This window comes from Pseudomonas monsensis (assembly GCF_014268495.2).
GTDB classification, from domain to species: Bacteria; Pseudomonadota; Gammaproteobacteria; order Pseudomonadales; family Pseudomonadaceae; genus Aquipseudomonas; species Aquipseudomonas monsensis.
On record NZ_CP077087.1, the window covers coordinates 5,958,970 to 5,975,335 of the forward strand.

Sequence of the window (16,366 nt, forward strand, 5' to 3'; positions counted from 1 at the left end):
GCTCGCGATGGCGGTGGATCAGCCAACATTAAAGGTGAATGTCAGGCCGAAATCACCAGCAGGCGAAGGCCTACCAGTGTTTTGCGTGGCTCAGGCGTCCGGTGTCTGCTCAGCCAGGGCCACAGCACGGAACATCGCACGGCGCTTGTTCAGGGTTTCTTCCCATTCCAGCGCCGGCACCGAGTCGGCAACGATGCCGCCGCCGGCCTGCACGTGCAGTTCGCCGTTCTTGATCACCGCCGTGCGAATGGCAATCGCGGTGTCCATGTTGCCGTTCCAGGCAAAGTAACCGACCGCGCCGCCGTACACACCACGTTTGACCGGCTCCAGTTCGTCGATGATTTCCATCGCGCGAATCTTCGGTGCACCGGACAAGGTGCCGGCCGGCAGAATCGCCCGCAGTGCGTCCATCGCCGTCAGCCCGGCCTTCAACTGGCCGGTGACGTTGGAAACGATGTGCATCACGTTGGAATAACGCTCGATGACCATTTTCTCGGTGAGTTTCACCGAGCCGATTTCCGAAACCCGCCCGGTGTCGTTACGCCCGAGGTCGATCAGCATCAAGTGCTCGGCAATCTCCTTGTCGTCCGACAGCAGATCCTCTTCCAGCGCCAGATCCGCTTCTTCGGTAGCACCACGCGGACGCGTACCGGCAATCGGGCGCACGGTGATCAGGTTGTCTTCAACCCGCACCAGCACTTCCGGCGAACTGCCGACGACGTGGAAGTCGCCAAAGTTGAAAAAATACATGTACGGCGTCGGGTTGAAGCACCGCAGGGCGCGATAGAGATCAATCGGCGCAGCCTTGAAGTCGATCGACATGCGCTGCGACGGCACGACCTGCATGCAGTCACCGGCAAGGATGTATTCCTTGATGGTGTCGACGGCTTTTTCGTAATCGTCCTGGGTGAAGCTCGAACGAAACACCGGATCAGTCGCTTGCTGCTTGCTGAAATCCAGACCGCGGCGCGGAGTGATCGGCTGACGCAGTTTTTCCAGCAGTGCCTGCAATTGCGCCTGACCCTGCTCGTAAGCGTCGGCTTGCGCCGGGTCGGCGAGGACGATCGCGTGCATCTTGCCGGCGAGGTTGTCGAACACCACCACCGCATCGGAAACCATCAACAGAATGTCCGGCACACCCAGCGGATCCGGGTTCGGGCATTTGCCCAAGCGTTTCTCGACATAACGCACGCAGTCATAACCGAAGTATCCGACCAGGCCACCGTTGAAACGCGGCAGACCGGCGATGGTCGGCACGTTGTAGCGGGCCTTGAAGGTTTCGACGAAGGCCAGCGGGTCTTCGACGTCATGGCTTTCGGTCTCGACGCCGTCGACGGTGATGCTCACGTGATGATCGTGAACCCGCAGCACGGTGCGGCACGGCAGGCCGATGATCGAGTAACGGCCCCATTTCTCGCCGCCCTGCACCGATTCGAGCAGGTAGGAGTTGGGCTGGTCGGCCAGTTTCAAGTAGATCGACAGCGGCGTGTCGAAGTCGGCCAGGGTTTCGCAGGCCAGCGGAATGCGGTTGTAGCCGTCGGCGGCCAAGCGCAGGAATTCTTCGCGGATCATGAGGTGCCTCGTGGTGTGAGGTGCTAACAGTCAGGTGTGCAAACGCGCCGGCGGGCCGGCCAGGAAACAGTCAGGCGCGCCAACGCCAGCGGGCCAGGGCCTTGATGACTTTCATCCAGAGTTTGCGAGTGACCACCACGATGGCGTTTCCAGAATGGGATTGAGCAGCGTCGGGCAACGTTATCTCAGCGGCTGTACCGAGGCAACCGGGAATTAGCTTGCGCAGATCGTCGATCACCAGCGCCGGGGCTTCCTCGGCAATCGGTCGGCCGTGGTTGTAGCCGTAGCTGAGCGCCACGCATTTGACCCCCGCCGCTTTCGCCGCCAGCACGTCGCTGCGCGAGTCGCCGACGAACAGCGATTGCGAGGCCGGGATGTTGGCCATTTTCATCACGAAGAACAGTGCGGCAGGGTCGGGTTTCTTCTGCGGCAGGGTGTCGCCGCCGATGATCCATTTGAAGTAGCGGCCGATCTTCATCTGATCCAGCAGCGGCGCGACAAAACGCTCTGGCTTGTTGGTGATCAGCGCCATCGCCACGCCTTGCTTGTTCAGCCATTTGAGGGTGTCGCGCACACCGGGATAGACCACGGTCAGCTCATGGCTGGCGCCGTAAGCTTCCATGAACACTTCCAGCGCGTGCTCGGCCTCGACGTCATCCACCGCCGAATGATCGATGCCGCCGGCCAGCGCCCGGCGCACCAGCACCGGTGCGCCATTGCCGACCCACTCGCGCACCGACTCGATGCCGGCAGGCTTGCGCCCGAGGGAGAGCAGCATGGTGTCCACCGCCGCCGCCAGGTCGGGAACCGAGTCGATCAGCGTGCCATCCAGATCGAACATCACCAACCGTGGCAGTTGCCCCGGGAACAGCTGCTCAAAACCGCTCATGGGCGCGCCAGCGCCAGTTCGGAACGCATCTTGTCGATGACTTCCTGATAGTTCGGCGCATTGAAGATCGCCGAGCCGGCGACGAAGGTGTCCGCACCGGCCGCGGCGACTTCACGGATGTTGTTGACGTTGACGCCGCCGTCGATTTCCAGACGGATGTCGCGGCCCGAAGCATCAATGATCGCCCGCGCTTCGCGCAGTTTGTCGAGGGTGCCGGGAATGAATTTCTGCCCGCCGAAACCCGGGTTGACGCTCATCAGCAAGACCATGTCGACCTTGTCGATCACATACTTGAGCACGTCCAGCGGGGTCGCCGGGTTGAACACCAGGCCGGATTTGCAGCCGCCTTCACGGATCAGTTGCAGCGAGCGATCGACGTGCAGCGTGGCTTCCGGGTGGAAGGTGATGTAGGTGGCGCCGGCCTCGATGAAGTCGCCGACGATGCGATCCACCGGGCTGACCATCAAGTGCGCGTCGATCGGCGCGGTGATGCCGTACTTGCGCAGTGCCGCGCAGACCATCGGCCCGATGGTCAGGTTCGGCACGTAGTGGTTGTCCATGACATCGAAGTGGACGAAGTCGGCACCGGCGGCCAGAACGTTGTCCACTTCTTCGCCGAGGCGGGCGAAGTCGGCGGAGAGAATCGACGGAGCAATTACGAAGGGCTGCATGACGCACCTTTTCTGAGCTAAATCACGATGGCGCGCATTGTATACCTCAAGTTTCCGCGCGCGCACCGTGACCACGATGATTGGGTTATGCCATGAGCGAGACCGACCGCGACTCAGTACGCCGCGCGGTAGATCTTTTCGATGTCCGCAGCGCTGAGCCTGCGCGGGTTGTTGCGCATCAAACGCTCGATCCCTGCGGCTTCCACTGCCATCGCCGGGATCGCGTCTTCGGGCACACCGAAACTGCGCAAGCCCGGCGGAATCTCTACCGCCGCACACAAATCGGTCATGGCCTGCACGGCTTTATCCGCCGCCTCCGTGGCGCTCAGATGAGCCGTCTTCACCCCCATGGCTTCGGCGATATCCTGCATGCGCTCGACGCAGGCCATCTTGTTCCAGGTCATGACGTACGGCAGCAGCAAGGCGTTACTCACGCCATGGGCGATGTTGAAGCGACCGCCCAGTGGATACGCCAACGCATGCACCGCGCCGACCCCGGCATTGCCGAACGCCATGCCGGCCATCAGGCTGGCGGTGGCCATGTCTTCGCGGGCCTGCAGATTGGCGCCATTGGCGTAAGCCTTGGGCAGCGCCCGGGCGATCAGTTTGATTGCGCCGATGGCCAGCGAGTCGGTAATCGGCGAGGCGTTGACCGACAGATAGGATTCGATGGCATGCACCAGCGCATCGACTCCGCTGGCGGCAGTGACACTGCGCGGACAGGTCAGGGTCATTTGCGGGCTGACCAGCGCCACGTCTGGCAACAGGTAGTCGCTGACGATGCCTTTCTTCAGTTGCGCGACCTTGTCGGAAAGAATCGCCACGTTGGTCACTTCCGAACCGGTGCCGGCGGTGGTCGGGATGGCGATCAGCGGCGGGCCTTTGCGCGGCACCTGCTCGACGCCGAACAGATCTTCCAGCGCGCCGTGGTAACCGGCATACGCCGCGACGCTTTTGGCGATGTCGATGGCACTGCCGCCACCGAGGCCGATCAAGCCGTCATGCCCGCCCTCGCGGTAAACGCGCATGCAGTCTTCGACGATGGCAATTTCCGGGTCCGGTAGCACTCGGTCGAAAATCTCGTATTCGCGCCCACCCAATTGGCACAGCGCCAGCTCCACGGTGCCGGATTTGACCAGTGCGGCGTCGGTGACGATCAGCGGGTTGTCGATATCCAGGCGCGTGAGTTCCGCCGCCAGTTGCTCGATGGCTGCGGCGCCGGTGATCAGTTTGTGAGCGATTTTGAACTGGGACAGACTCATCGTGCGCAGCCTCTTATAGATGTGGGAGCTGAGCACAAGCGTAGTCGAGGGTTTGGGGTTGTCTGGTATTCAGGTGGTGAATGAGCCATCGAGGGCTAGAGCAAGAGCCCTCACCCTAGCCCTCTCCCAGAGGGAGAGGGGACTGACCGTGCCGTTCTCTCGGAGTACATCGACGTGCGATACCGGTCGAACACAGGTTTTGAAGACCATGAAGATCTGCTCCCTTTCCCCCTCGCCCCCTTGGGGGAGAGGGCTGGGGTGAGGGGGTAAGCTTTTGATTCGGCCCTTAAACCTGAGCAGTACGCAGTTTTTCGCTGCGCCCACGCAGCCATTCCAGGGTCAGCAGCAGAATCACCGAGAAGGCGATCAGCAACGTAGCGGCGGCGGCGATAGTCGGACTGAGGTTTTCGCGGATCCCGCTGAACATTTGCCGTGGCAAGGTCGCTTGCTCCGGGCCGGCGAGGAACAGCGTCACCACCACCTCATCGAACGACGTCGCGAAGGCGAACAGCGCCCCGGAAATGACCCCCGGCGCAATCAGCGGCAAGGTCACCCGGCGGAACGTGGTCAGTGGCGAAGCGCCGAGGCTGGCCGCCGCCCGTACAAGGTTATGGTTGAAACCCTGCAACGTCGCCGACACGGTGATGATCACGAATGGCACACCGAGCACCGCGTGCACCACGATCAGCGAGAAGAAACTGTTACCCAAGCCCAGCGGTGCGAAAAACAGATAACTCGCCACACCGATGATCACCACCGGCACCACCATCGGCGAAATCACCAGCGCCATCACCAGCGCTTTGCCGGGGAAGTCGCCACGGGTCAGACCGATCGCGGCCAGTGTCCCGAAGACCATCGCCAGCACGGTCGCGGCGGGGGCGACGATGATGCTGTTCTTCAGCGAGCGCATCCACTCCGCCGAGGCGAAGAAGTCCTGATACCAGTGCAGGGAAAAGCCCTGCAGCGGATACACCAGAAAACTGCCGGAGTTGAACGACAGCGGCACGATCACCAGCACCGGCAGAATCAGGAACAGCAGGATCAGGCCGCAGAGAATCCGCAAGCTGTAGAACCACACCCGTTCGATGGGCGACATGTAAGGACTCAGCATTTCAAATTCCCCTTAGCTCAGGCGCAGGCGACTGGCGCCCACCAGCCAGCTGTAGATCAGATAAAGCACCACGGTTGCCAGCAACAACAAGCCGCCCAGCGCCGTGGCCATGCCCCAGTTGATGCTGGTGTTGGTGTAGAACGCGACGAAGTAGCTGACCATTTGATCGTTCGGACTGCCGAGCAGCGCCGGGGTGATGTAGTAGCCGATGGCGAGGATGAACACCAACAGGCAACCGGCACCGACGCCAGCGTAGGTCTGCGGGAAGTACACCCGCCAGAAACTGGCGAACGGATGGCAGCCCAGCGAAATCGCGGCACGCATGTAAGTCGGTGAGATGCCTTTCATCACGCTGTAGATCGGCAGGATCATGAACGGCAGCAGGATGTGCACCATCGAGATGTAGACCCCGGTGCGGTTGAACACCAGCTCCAGCGGCTTATCAATGATGCCCATTGCCATCAGCGCGCTGTTGATCAGCCCGCCCGATTGCAGCAACACGATCCATGCCGCGACCCGCACCAGAATCGAGGTCCAGAACGGCAGCAGCACCAGAATCATCAGCAGGTTGCTCTGGCGCGATGGCAGGTTGGCCAGCAGATAAGCCAGTGGATAGGCGAGCAGCAAGCAGATCACAGTGATCACCAGGCCCATCCAGAATGTGCGGGCGAAGATGTCGAGGTAGATCGCCTGATCCGGGGTGGCCGGGGCCAGTTCGCCGAGGTCGTCGATGCGGTGATCGACCGCCGCCAGCAGGTAATACGGGGTGATGCTGCTGGTGTTGCGCTTGACCGCTTGCCAGTAGGCCGGATCGCCCCAGCGCTCATCGAGGCCTTCAAGTGCTTCTTTATAAGAGGCCGGTTCGCTGACAAAGGGCAGCGCACGGGCGGTTTTGGTCAGCAGGCTGCGATAGCCGGCCAATTCCATGTTCAAGCGCTTGGACAAATCGCCCAGCGTCTGGTTTTTCCGGGCTTCGGCGAGGTCTTCGCCAGCGGCTTTGTACACCGGCTCAGCGGGCAGGCCGCGGCCGTCCCAGCTGGCGATGGCCGCCACGGTGCGCGGCATGCCGCCGACCACTTCCGGGTTGCCGACGCTTTTGTAGAGCAGCGCCACGATCGGCACCAGGAACACCAGCAACAGAAACAGCACCAGCGGCGCAATCAACGCCTGGGCCTTCCAGCGGTTGACTCGCTCGGCGCGCTTGAGCTTCTGCTTCAAGGTGGGGCTGGTGCCCTCGTTCAGGGGAACGGCGATGGCCATGACGTACTCCGCAAATCTTTGATCGTTACAGAGGTGGCGAACCACCTCGATCGATTGATGCACACAGATCCAAATGTGGGAGCGAGCTTGCTCGCGAAGGCGGCGCATCAGTCGACATCAATGTTGAATGTACTGGCGCTTTCGCGAGCAAGCTCGCTCCCACAGGAGAGCGAGCCCTCGGTTATTTCGCAGCCCAGGAATTGAAGCGCTGCTCCAGTTGCTCGCCGTTGTCAGCCCAGAAGCTGACGTCGATCTGCACCTGGTTGGCGATGTTTTCCGGGGTGGTCGGCATGTCTTTCAGGACATCCTTGGCCAGCAGCGGAACCGCCTGGGTGTTGGCCGGGCCGTAGGCGATGTTTTCCGAGTAGGTCTTCTGCTGTTGCGGCTGGACCGAGAAGGCGATGAACTTCTTCGCCGCTTCCGCACGTTTGGCGTCCAGACCTTTCGGGATGGCCCACGCGTCGAAGTCGTAGATGCCGCCGTTCCACACCACTTTCAGGTTGGATTCCTTCTGCACCGCAGCGATACGACCGTTGTAGGCCGAGCTCATGACCACGTCACCGGAAGCGAGGTACTGCGGCGGTTGCGCGCCGGCTTCCCACCACTGGATGCTCGGCTTCAGTTCATCGAGCTTCTTGAACGCACGGTCCTGACCATCCTTGCCAGCCAGCACTTTGTAGACGTCTTTCGGCGCTACGCCGTCGGCCATCAGTGCGAACTCGAGGGTGTACTTGGCGCCTTTGCGCAGGCCACGCTTGCCCGGGAATTTCTTGGTGTCCCAGAAATCGGCCCAACTGGTCGGTGCGGTTTTCAGCTTGTCGGCGTTGTACGCAAGGACGGTCGACCAGACGAAGAAGCCCACGCCGCACGGCTGGATGGCGCCTTTGACGTAGTCTTCGGATTTGCCGAACAGCGCAGGGTCGAGTTGCTCGAACATGTCTTCGTCACAGCCACGGGACAGTTCCGGCGATTCAACTTCGACCAGATCCCACGACACACTCTTGGTATCGACCATGGCTTTGACCTTGGCCATTTCGCCGTTGTACTCGCCGGCGACGATCTTGCCATGGCCCGCCGCTTCCCACGGTGCGTAGAAGGCTTTGACTTGCGCGGCCTTGTTCGCCCCGCCAAACGACACCACGGTCAAATCCGGGCCAGCCGCCATCGCGCTGGCCGCACCCATCAGGCCCAGGGTCAGGGCGGTGAACTTCAGGGATCTCAACATTTATTGTTCTCTCCACGTGCAGGGTTGGTGTTGGTATTGCCGGGGCGATCAGTTCGCCTCTAGAAGAGGATCAAGCGCGCGCACGTGCTCGATCTGCCAGCCAAGCGGAACCACGTCCCCGACCGCGAGCGCTGGATCGAGCTCGGCAATCGGTTGTTTCACGAAGAAGTCGGTCTTGCCACAGACTTCCAGACGCACCCGGACGTGGTCGCCCAGATAGATGAATTCCGCCACCCTCCCTGAGAAGCGGTTGACACATTGATCGCTCGAGCCGTTGAGGCTGACGCGCTCCGGACGGATCGACAGGGTCACCGGTTCGCCGGTCTGGCCGACGTTGACCGCCAGTGCCTCGACCTTCTCGCCACGGCCCAGCTCGACCACGCAGCGCTCGCCGCTCTGGCTGAGCAGGCGACCGTTGAGGCGGTTGTTCTCGCCGATGAAGTTGGCGACGAAGGTATTTTTCGGTTCTTCGTAGAGGGTGCGCGGCGGAGCGATCTGCTGGATTTCGCCCTGGTGGAAGACCGCCACGCGATCGGACATGGTCAGCGCTTCACCCTGGTCGTGGGTCACGTAGACCACGGTCACGCCGAGGCGCTGGTGCAGGTGCTTGATCTCCATCTGCATGTGTTCGCGCAGCTGTTTGTCGAGTGCACCCAGCGGTTCGTCCATCAACACCAGTTGCGGTTCGAACACCAGCGCCCGCGCCAGTGCTACCCGCTGCTGCTGACCACCGGACAGTTGCGCCGGGTAGCGCGAGGCGAAAGCGTCGAGCTGGACCATGCTGAGGACTTTCTTCACCTTGTCGCTGACGTCGCTCTTGTTCAGGCCGCGCACGGTCAGCGGGAAGGCGAGGTTTTCCGCTACGGTCATGTGCGGGAACAGCGCGTAGTTCTGAAACACCATGCCGATGTCGCGCTTGTGCGGCGGCACGTTATTGATTGCGCGCCCGGCCAGCAGGATTTCTCCGGCGGTCGGTGTTTCAAAGCCGGCGAGCATCATCAGGCTGGTGGTCTTGCCCGAACCGGACGGCCCGAGCAGGGTCAGGAACTCGCCTTTGCGAATGTCCAGGTTGAGGTCTTTGACGATCAGGTTCTCGCCGTCGTAGCTCTTCTGCACTCCACGAAAGCTGACCAGCACATCACTGGCCCCTGCGTTTGAATCGACCTGGCTCATACCCACACCTTTGTTGTTGATGACTGCTTGTGGGTTAAGCCTAGTGGCTGCTGACAGGCGCGCAAATCGGGGCGCAGGAGAGAATCGCCTCAGCCGGATGGAAGGTTGGGGGTAGGGATTGCCCTACAAGGATGGCGCTAATGGATAAGGCAGTGGCGAGGGTTGAGCTGCAAGCTGCAAGAACAAGCAAAAGCGCGTGTCGCTAACAGATATGCCCAAATTCTCAGGCCGTACAGAGAAACCTGTGGGAGCTGGCTTGCCAGCGATAGCGGTGGGTCAGCCGGCATTAATGTGATCGGCACTCCGTCATCGCTGGCAAGCCAGCTCCCACAGGTTTGTGCAGCGTTGCTAAAGGAGCTTGTGTTCCATCGCGTATTTGACCAGCTCGGCCAGTGAGGTGATGTTGAGCTTCTGCATCAGCCGCGCCTTGTGGGTGCTGATGGTTTTGCTGCTCAGGGCCAGTTGCTGGGCGATGTCATTGACATTGGCGCCCTGGGCCAGGCGTTCGAACACCGAGAATTCGCGCTCTGACAATAGCGAGTGCAATGGCCGCGTATCGGTCAGGCCGACTTCAAAAACCATGCGATCGGCCAGTTCCGGATCAATGTAACGGCCGCCCGCCGCCACTTTGCGGATGGCGGTCAGCAACAGGGCCGGATCACTGTCCTTGGTTGCATACCCGGCCGCACCGATCTTGAGGGCACGGGCGGCCATCTGCGCTTCATCGTGCATCGACAGCACCAGAATGGCGGGCGGGTTGTTCAGCGCGCGAATCCGCGGAATCGCTTCCAGGCCATTGACCCCGGGCATGGAGATATCCAGCAACACCACCTCGCACGGCACACTGCGCAGGGTTTCCAGCAACTGCTCGCCATTACTCGCCTCCCCCACCACTTGCAGATCCTTGGCCAGGCCGATCAATTGCTTGATGCCTTCGCGGACGATGGTGTGGTCTTCGGCTACCAGTACACGGATCAAGTTTTTTCTCCAGATTTCAGGCACACACCAAACCCTGTGGGCGCGAGCCTGCTCGCGATAGCGTCAGCGCAAACACCACACACCTTCAAACCTCACTCACCGGCACCCACACAGTCAGGCTGGTGCCCTCCCCCGGCTCACTCTCCAGCGCCAGCCGCCCGCCCATGATCAGCACCCGCTCGCGCATGCCCACCAACCCGAACGAAGTCGGCCGACCGGTAGCGGCGACGAATCCTACGCCATCATCGCTGACGGTCAGACGCAATTCATCGCCTTCCAGCGCCAGCGTCAGTTCCACAGTATGCGCCTGGGCATGCCGCATCACATTGGTCAGTGCCTCCTGCAGAATCCGGAACAGCCCGATCGCCTTGGCATCGCTGAGCGCCGGCAGATTGTCCGGCACCTGCACCAGACACGGAATCTGCGTGCGCGCCTCGAAGCGCCGCGCCTGCCATTCAATCGCCGAGGCAATCCCGGCATCGAGAATCGGTGGGCGCAGCGCCGTCGCCACATCCCGCACCAACTGGAACAACTGGGCGATCAGGCGCTTCATGCTGTTCAGCCGTTCGTTCAGACCAGGATCGAGCTGCGCGTAGGCCAATTCGCACATCGACGTTTCCAGTTTCAGCACCGTGAGCATTTGCCCCAGCTCATCGTGCACCTCCCGGGCAATGCGCGCCTTCTCTTCTTCACGCACGCTCTCAAGGTGCGCCGACAGTTCGCGCAATTGCTCGCGGGAGGCGGCCAGTTCCAGTTCGATGCGCTTGCTTTCGGTGATGTCCCAGACGATGCCGTCCCAGACATAAGCGCCGTCCTCCAGTTGCCGGGTGATCGCCTTGATCTCGGCCCAGCGCTGCTGGCCCTGACGCGTGAGGATGCGGCCCTGCCACGACCAGTCGCTGTCGGTGTCCAGCGCCTGATCCTGGGTCCGGTGGTAACTGGCTTTATCGTCCGGGTGCACCAGGCTGCGCAAGCCCATGTCGCGATGGGCAATGGTGGCCGGCGCGTAACCGACCAGGCTTTCACTGCCCTCGCTGATGTAGGCAAAGTCGATCTGTCCGGTCACCGGTGCCCGCTCCAGGCGGAACACCAGACCCGGGACGTTGGCGGCAATGCCTTGCAGGCGCGCCTCGCTTTCCTGCAACGCGGCGAGTGCGCGGCGGCGCTCGGTGACGTCGGTGAGATAAACCACCAGGTATTCGCTGTCACGAAATCGCAGAAAACTCAGTGACACGTCCGCCGGCAGGATGCCGCCATCGGCACGCACGCAGCTGGTTTCAAAGCTCAGCGGCCCTTCTTCACTGGCCCGCGCGCGCTTCCACAGGTTGAGCCATCGGTCCATGTGCAGACCCGGCTCGAAGTCGATCAGCGGTCGCTCGATCAGACCGCCGACGGGATAACCAAGCATGACTTCCGCCGCCCGGTTGGCGTAGCGCACATGGCTGTCCCAGTTGACCCAGAGAATGCCGACCGTGCTTTGATCAATGGAAAACTGCGTGAGCCGCAGCGCTTCTTCGCTGGCCGCGCGCAGGGCAATGTCTTCCCGTGCGGCGAGCAAGCGCTGCTCGAGGCTGTGCTGCTGGCGCCGTTGCCAGAACACGATCGCCACGCAGCTGAGCAACATGACCGCGAACAACAGACTGAGGTTCTGCCAAAACCCCGGTGACTCCGACAGTCGCGGGTACTTGGGTTGCAACCATTGGCTGTGCAGGCGCTCCAGATCCTTGGCCGGGATCGCGCGCAAGGCACTCTGGACGATACCGGCCAGCTCCGGCCAGTCACGACGCGTACCGACCCGCAGCAATTGCGGCAGGCCAATGTCACCGACCACCACCAGCTCGGCGAACTCTGGCTCGGCTGACAGCCGCCCGAGCTGCGCCTCATCGACCACCGCGTAGGACGCCTGCTGACTCAACAGTAGCTGCAACGCCTGACGCTCCAGCGGCACGCCTTGCAGATTCAGATGGGGATAGGTGCCGCGCAAATAATCCGCGGTGGTACTGGGCATGCGCACCGCGACACGGGTCTGGCTGTCGAGTTTCTCCAGATCCACCACACCGCTGGCCTTCTGATCACTGACCACCAGTTGCGGCACGCGCATATACGGGTCGGAAAACTGCCACAGGCGCAGCGCACTCGGGGTCTGGCTCAGGCCCGGGGCGACGTCGATTTCGCCTTCGCGCAAGGCGCTCTCCAGTCGTCCCAGATCGGGAAAATTGCGCCAGCTCAATTCGACATTAAGGGCCTGGGCCAGCCACTTCATCAACTCGACGTTGGCCCCGGAGAGCTTCTGCAAACGCCGGTCGTATTGCGCGTACGGCGCCTGCAGCACCAGCCCGACCCGCAATTCATTATGTTGTGCCAGCCACTGCTGCTGACTCGCGGACAATTGCGCAACGTGCGCCGGGGACGCAGGCGCCGCCCAGCCCATCAAGGGAAACCACAAACAGCCGATAACCCACAGGCAGCAAAATCGCTTCATTGAAGTCTCGTACACTGACAAATTCTGACCAACCCATTAGGCTGCCGGGATACTTTCTGGCCTGGAATAACCGATGCCCTCTGTTTACCGCCTGGCAATGCCAGCATTGTGCCTGTCGCTGATCCTGCCTTGTGCGTTTTCCGTCAACGCCGCCGACCCTGCTCCAGCGGCCGAGAAACCGGCCGAAGAAAAACCGGTCGAACGCCAGCCACTGCTTGAGCGTAGTCAGGAAGAGGCCGCCGCACTGGAACGTAAAGTGCCGGCGCAGGAACAGCAACAATTACAGGCCGGCAGCGACACCTTTCTGGCCCTGTGGAAACCGGCCAACACCGCCGATCCCAAAGGTGCGGTGATTATCATCCCCGGCGCTGGCGAAACAGCTGACTGGCCGCAAGCAATCGGCCCGTTGCGGCAGAAATTGCCGGACGCGCAGTGGAGCAGCCTGAGTATCACGCTGCCCGACCTGCAAAGCGATGCCATTGCACCGCGCGTCGTCGAAACACCGGTGGCGCCGAAAGCCGCGGAGTCCGGCAGCAAGGACTCGACCACCGCGCAACCCATCGAACAGGCTGCCGGCGGCGAAGCGGACGTCGCCGATCAGGTGGTCGCCGAAACGACTGAAGAACACTCCAAGGCGGACGCCGAACGAATCTTCGCGCGTATCGACGCGGCGATTGCCTACGCCGAACAGCAAAGTGTCCGCAGTATTGTCGTACTCGGTCACGGTACCGGCGCCTATTGGGCCGCCCGTTACCTGAGCGAAAAACAAACGGCGCAGGTGGAGAAATTCATCATGATCGACGCGCAGGCACCGACCAAGGCCAAGCCACAACTGGTGGAACTGACGCCTGCCTTGAAACTGCCGACGGCGGACATTTTCTACATGGACAAGCCACTGGATCGTCACGCGGCGCTGCAGCGCATGCAGGCGAGCAAGCGTTTGAAGACCTCGGCTTTCAGCCAGGTGGCGCTCAAGGCGCTGCCGGATAACAAGGCGGAGCAGGAGCAGTTGTTCCGGCGGGTGCGTGGCTGGTTGAATCCGCAGAACGTGGATTGACCGCAAAACCCAATAGCCCCCAATCGCGAGCAGGCTCGCTCCCACACTCGATCGCATTCCAACTGCAGAAACACGATCCAGTCCGGGAGCGAGCCTGCTCGCGAAGAGGCCCTCACAAACAGCAAACCGCTAACGCCTAGCGAAAGTCGCGCCGCTGACGAATCAACGTATAGGCATTGTGCAACTCGCGCGTCCTTTCGGTCGCCTCGTGCACCTGCGCCGGCGTCGCTCCGCTACCCGCCACTTTGTCCGGATGATGACGACTGAGCAGACGCCGGTACGCCCGTTTGATCTGCGCCGGTTCGCTGGTCGCCGACACGCCCAGCAAACGCATCGCCTCCTGGTAGCTTACCGCCGCGCTGACGATTGGCCGCTTGCCCGGTTCGTAATCACTGGCCAGCGCCTGCACCTGATGCGTCGTCCAGCCCAGCCACTTGCCCCATTGCGCCAACAGTTCACGCTCGCTGACGCCGGCACGGCCATCGGCCCAGACCATCCGCCAACAGGCGCGCAATACACCTTCGGCCGCATGGGGCTGGCCGCCCAGGCGCCGCAGATAACCGCGCAGGTTATCGCTGCCGGACTTGCCACGGTTGAACGCCGCAATGGCCCGACGCGTGGCCGGCTCGCTCATTTCCAGGGCGCGCATTTCGTTGCGCGCCTGCTGGATATGGCCGTCGGTCACGCGCCCGTCGCTCTTGGCCAGACGCCCGAGCAACACGAACAACAATTCGTCGTTGCGCAGCATCGGCCGGCCGCCGAGCTTTTCCCGCAAGTGCCCCCAGCTCTGCAAATGCAGACGCCGATCCAGCGCCTGTCCCAGCAACGCCCCAAGCATGGCCCCCGGAATGCTGGCGATCGCAAAACCCGCTCCGGCTCCAATCAGAGTCCCTGGCCACAACATATCAGCGACTCGCTTCTATCAAGGTTTCGGCCTCAGCCAGACGCTCGTGCGTCCCGACATCCACCCAATGACCTTTCAGCCGCTCGCCGGTCACCTCGCCTGCCGCCATGGCTTTGCGCAACAGCGGTGCCAGTTTGAAGGCACCGTCGGCGCAGCCGTCGAACAGCTGCGGATGGAGGACAGCGATACCGCTATAGGTCAGCGTCGCGGCATCCGCCTGACCATCATTCACACGCCCATCGACCAGCGAGAAATCCCCGGTCGGGTGATGCGCCGGATTGTCCGCCAGGACCAGATGCGCCAGACCGGTGATCGGCTGATGCAGGACGCTGAAGTCGTAATCGGTCCAGATGTCGCCATTGACCACCAGGAACGCATCGTCGCCAAGCAACGGCAACGCACGGAAAATCCCGCCACCGGTTTCCAGCGGTTCGCCTTCCGGCGAGTACTGAATGCTCAGGCCAAATTGAGTGCCGTCCCCCAGGTAATCCTCGATCTGCTGACCGAGCCAGGCGTGATTGATCACGACTTCGTTGAAACCGGCGGCCGCCAAGGCACGCAGGTGATACTCGATCAACGGCACGCCACCGGCACGCACCAGCGGTTTCGGTGTGGTCAGGGTCAGCGGGCGCATGCGCTCGCCTTTGCCTGCCGCCAGAATCATTGCCTTCATGCCGTTGCTCCACCTCGCAGGCGGGTAAACAGCGCTTGCAACTCCGCCAGTTCAGGACGCCGGGCAATCACCGCTTCTATATAAGAGAAGAAGCGCGGCACGTCGGCCAGATAGCGCGGCTTGCCATCGCGGTGGCAGATGCGGGCGAAGATGCCGATGACTTTCAGGTGACGCTGCACGCCCATCAGGTCGCTGGCGCGCAGAAAATCTTGAAAATCCGGCTGCACCGGGATGTTCAGTGCAGCGGCTTGCTGCCAGTAGCTTTCCAGCCAGCCGCGTACGCGCTCTTCAGGCCAGCTGAGGAAGGCGTCCTTGAACAGGCAGGTCACGTCATAGGTCACCGGACCATAGACCGCATCCTGAAAATCCAGCACCCCCGGATTCGGTTCGCTGATCATCAGGTTGCGCGGCATGTAGTCGCGGTGCACCAACACCTTCGGTTGCGCCAGAGCGCTGTCAATCAGCAGATCACTGATGCGCTGCCACTGCTGCTGTTGAGTCGCATCGAACTCGATGCCCAGTTCACGCTTCACGTACCACTCCGGGAACAGTTCCAGCTCACGGCGCAGCAGCGCGACGTCATAGCTCGGCAGCGGTGCCACCATCGGCAATTGCTGAAAAGCCAACAGAGATTGCAGGGCATCGCGGAACAACGCGTCGGCATTTTCGCTGTCGATCACATCGAGATAGGTCTTGTTGCCCAGGTCATTGAGCAAAAGAAATCCGCGTTCGAGGTCTTCGGCATAAATTTTCGGCACGTTAATGCCGGATTTCGCCAGCAAAAAGGCGATGTCCACGAACGGTTTGCAGTTTTCCTGGGGCGGCGGCGCGTCCATCACGACGAAGCTGCGACCCGCACCTTCCCAACGGAAATAGCGGCGGAAACTCGCGTCACTGCTGGCCGCAGTCAACGTGGCCGGGGGCACGGCGCCCCAGCCTTGATCTGCAAACAGGTTTTCCAGCTGTTCATCGAGCCAAACTTTCAGGTGTTGCAAGCGTACATCTTGGTCAGGCATTGCAAGGGTCTCCGACGGCGCTAGCCGTCAAGCGGGTCATGCTTTATTATCCAGCATCTTTTTCAGACCATCGAGAGGCGTGCGGCCCACACC

Annotated in this window: 14 protein-coding genes; 1 reads left to right on the plus strand and 13 read right to left on the minus strand. The window is 61.7% G+C overall.

The window, feature by feature from the left end:
- Window positions 1-90: 90 nt before the first annotated feature.
- The 10 genes from trpE to HV782_RS26485 form a co-directional block, all read right to left on the minus strand.
- The gene (trpE, locus tag HV782_RS26440) at window positions 91-1,572 is read right to left on the minus strand and encodes an anthranilate synthase component I (protein WP_186746570.1); all 1,482 of its coding nucleotides are present in this window, start codon (window positions 1,570-1,572) and stop codon (window positions 91-93) included.
- A gap of 70 nt (window positions 1,573-1,642) precedes the next feature.
- Window positions 1,643-2,461: a phosphoglycolate phosphatase gene (locus tag HV782_RS26445; protein WP_186746567.1), complete on the minus strand. Its 819-nt coding sequence runs from the start codon at window positions 2,459-2,461 to the stop codon at window positions 1,643-1,645.
- The gene (gene rpe / locus HV782_RS26450; protein ID WP_186746565.1) at window positions 2,458-3,132 is read right to left on the minus strand and encodes a ribulose-phosphate 3-epimerase; all 675 of its coding nucleotides are present in this window, start codon (window positions 3,130-3,132) and stop codon (window positions 2,458-2,460) included. The genes HV782_RS26445 and rpe overlap by 4 nt, the downstream gene beginning before the upstream one ends.
- 113 nt (window positions 3,133-3,245) lie before the next feature.
- A complete protein-coding gene (locus tag HV782_RS26455; protein ID WP_123469240.1) occupies window positions 3,246-4,394 on the minus strand; it encodes an iron-containing alcohol dehydrogenase in 1,149 nt (382 codons plus the stop codon).
- A 286-nt stretch (window positions 4,395-4,680) separates the two neighbouring features.
- On the minus strand, window positions 4,681-5,505 hold the full coding sequence (locus tag HV782_RS26460; protein ID WP_041070101.1) for an ABC transporter permease: 825 nt from the start codon (window positions 5,503-5,505) through the stop codon (window positions 4,681-4,683).
- 12 nt (window positions 5,506-5,517) lie between these two features.
- Window positions 5,518-6,765 (minus strand): ABC transporter permease, encoded by a 1,248-nt coding sequence (locus tag HV782_RS26465; protein WP_128616096.1) that lies wholly within the window; start codon window positions 6,763-6,765, stop codon window positions 5,518-5,520.
- A 181-nt stretch (window positions 6,766-6,946) separates the two neighbouring features.
- Window positions 6,947-7,990: an ABC transporter substrate-binding protein gene (locus tag HV782_RS26470; RefSeq protein WP_128616097.1), complete on the minus strand. Its 1,044-nt coding sequence runs from the start codon at window positions 7,988-7,990 to the stop codon at window positions 6,947-6,949.
- A gap of 48 nt (window positions 7,991-8,038) precedes the next feature.
- A complete protein-coding gene (locus HV782_RS26475) occupies window positions 8,039-9,163 on the minus strand; it encodes an ABC transporter ATP-binding protein (protein WP_123469248.1) in 1,125 nt (374 codons plus the stop codon).
- Window positions 9,164-9,511: 348 nt separating this feature from the next.
- Window positions 9,512-10,141: a response regulator gene (locus HV782_RS26480; protein WP_123469250.1), complete on the minus strand. Its 630-nt coding sequence runs from the start codon at window positions 10,139-10,141 to the stop codon at window positions 9,512-9,514.
- 85 nt (window positions 10,142-10,226) lie between these two features.
- Complete coding sequence (locus HV782_RS26485) at window positions 10,227-12,623, minus strand: PAS domain-containing sensor histidine kinase (protein ID WP_186746563.1); 2,397 nt, start codon at window positions 12,621-12,623, stop codon at window positions 10,227-10,229.
- 73 nt (window positions 12,624-12,696) lie between these two features.
- Here HV782_RS26485 and HV782_RS26490 point away from each other — a divergent pair, with 73 nt between their 5' ends.
- Complete coding sequence (locus tag HV782_RS26490) at window positions 12,697-13,680, plus strand: alpha/beta hydrolase family protein (RefSeq protein ID WP_186746561.1); 984 nt, start codon at window positions 12,697-12,699, stop codon at window positions 13,678-13,680.
- Between the two features lie 136 nt (window positions 13,681-13,816).
- On the opposite strand, the gene HV782_RS26495 is transcribed toward HV782_RS26490, so the two are convergent.
- The 3 genes from HV782_RS26495 to HV782_RS26505 are packed head-to-tail and all read right to left on the minus strand — an operon-like array spanning window position 13,817 to window position 16,273.
- On the minus strand, window positions 13,817-14,584 hold the full coding sequence (locus HV782_RS26495; RefSeq protein WP_123469256.1) for a TerB family tellurite resistance protein: 768 nt from the start codon (window positions 14,582-14,584) through the stop codon (window positions 13,817-13,819).
- 1 nt (window position 14,585) lies between these two features.
- Window positions 14,586-15,257 carry an N-acetylmuramate alpha-1-phosphate uridylyltransferase MurU gene (gene murU / locus HV782_RS26500; protein WP_186746559.1) on the minus strand — a complete coding sequence of 224 codons (672 nt, stop codon included), beginning with the start codon at window positions 15,255-15,257 and terminating at the stop codon, window positions 14,586-14,588.
- Window positions 15,254-16,273 carry an aminoglycoside phosphotransferase family protein gene (locus HV782_RS26505; protein WP_186746557.1) on the minus strand — a complete coding sequence of 340 codons (1,020 nt, stop codon included), beginning with the start codon at window positions 16,271-16,273 and terminating at the stop codon, window positions 15,254-15,256. The genes murU and HV782_RS26505 overlap by 4 nt, the downstream gene beginning before the upstream one ends.
- Window positions 16,274-16,366 lie beyond the last annotated feature (93 nt).

What these genes read in the sequence shown, in the direction of transcription:
- trpE (WP_186746570.1), bottom strand. Translation starts at nt 1,572, where the DNA reads ATGATCCGCGAAGAATTCCTGCGCTTGGCCGCCGACGGCTACAACCGC.
- HV782_RS26445 (WP_186746567.1), bottom strand. Translation starts at nt 2,461, where the DNA reads ATGAGCGGTTTTGAGCAGCTGTTCCCGGGGCAACTGCCACGGTTGGTG.
- rpe (WP_186746565.1), bottom strand. Translation starts at nt 3,132, where the DNA reads ATGCAGCCCTTCGTAATTGCTCCGTCGATTCTCTCCGCCGACTTCGCC.
- HV782_RS26455 (WP_123469240.1), bottom strand. Translation starts at nt 4,394, where the DNA reads ATGAGTCTGTCCCAGTTCAAAATCGCTCACAAACTGATCACCGGCGCC.
- HV782_RS26460 (WP_041070101.1), bottom strand. Translation starts at nt 5,505, where the DNA reads ATGCTGAGTCCTTACATGTCGCCCATCGAACGGGTGTGGTTCTACAGC.
- HV782_RS26465 (WP_128616096.1), bottom strand. Translation starts at nt 6,765, where the DNA reads ATGGCCATCGCCGTTCCCCTGAACGAGGGCACCAGCCCCACCTTGAAG.
- HV782_RS26470 (WP_128616097.1), bottom strand. Translation starts at nt 7,990, where the DNA reads ATGTTGAGATCCCTGAAGTTCACCGCCCTGACCCTGGGCCTGATGGGT.
- HV782_RS26475 (WP_123469248.1), bottom strand. Translation starts at nt 9,163, where the DNA reads ATGAGCCAGGTCGATTCAAACGCAGGGGCCAGTGATGTGCTGGTCAGC.
- HV782_RS26485 (WP_186746563.1), bottom strand. Translation starts at nt 12,623, where the DNA reads ATGAAGCGATTTTGCTGCCTGTGGGTTATCGGCTGTTTGTGGTTTCCC.
- HV782_RS26490 (WP_186746561.1), top strand. Translation starts at nt 12,697, where the DNA reads ATGCCCTCTGTTTACCGCCTGGCAATGCCAGCATTGTGCCTGTCGCTG.
- HV782_RS26495 (WP_123469256.1), bottom strand. Translation starts at nt 14,584, where the DNA reads ATGTTGTGGCCAGGGACTCTGATTGGAGCCGGAGCGGGTTTTGCGATC.
- murU (WP_186746559.1), bottom strand. Translation starts at nt 15,257, where the DNA reads ATGAAGGCAATGATTCTGGCGGCAGGCAAAGGCGAGCGCATGCGCCCG.
- HV782_RS26505 (WP_186746557.1), bottom strand. Translation starts at nt 16,273, where the DNA reads ATGCCTGACCAAGATGTACGCTTGCAACACCTGAAAGTTTGGCTCGAT.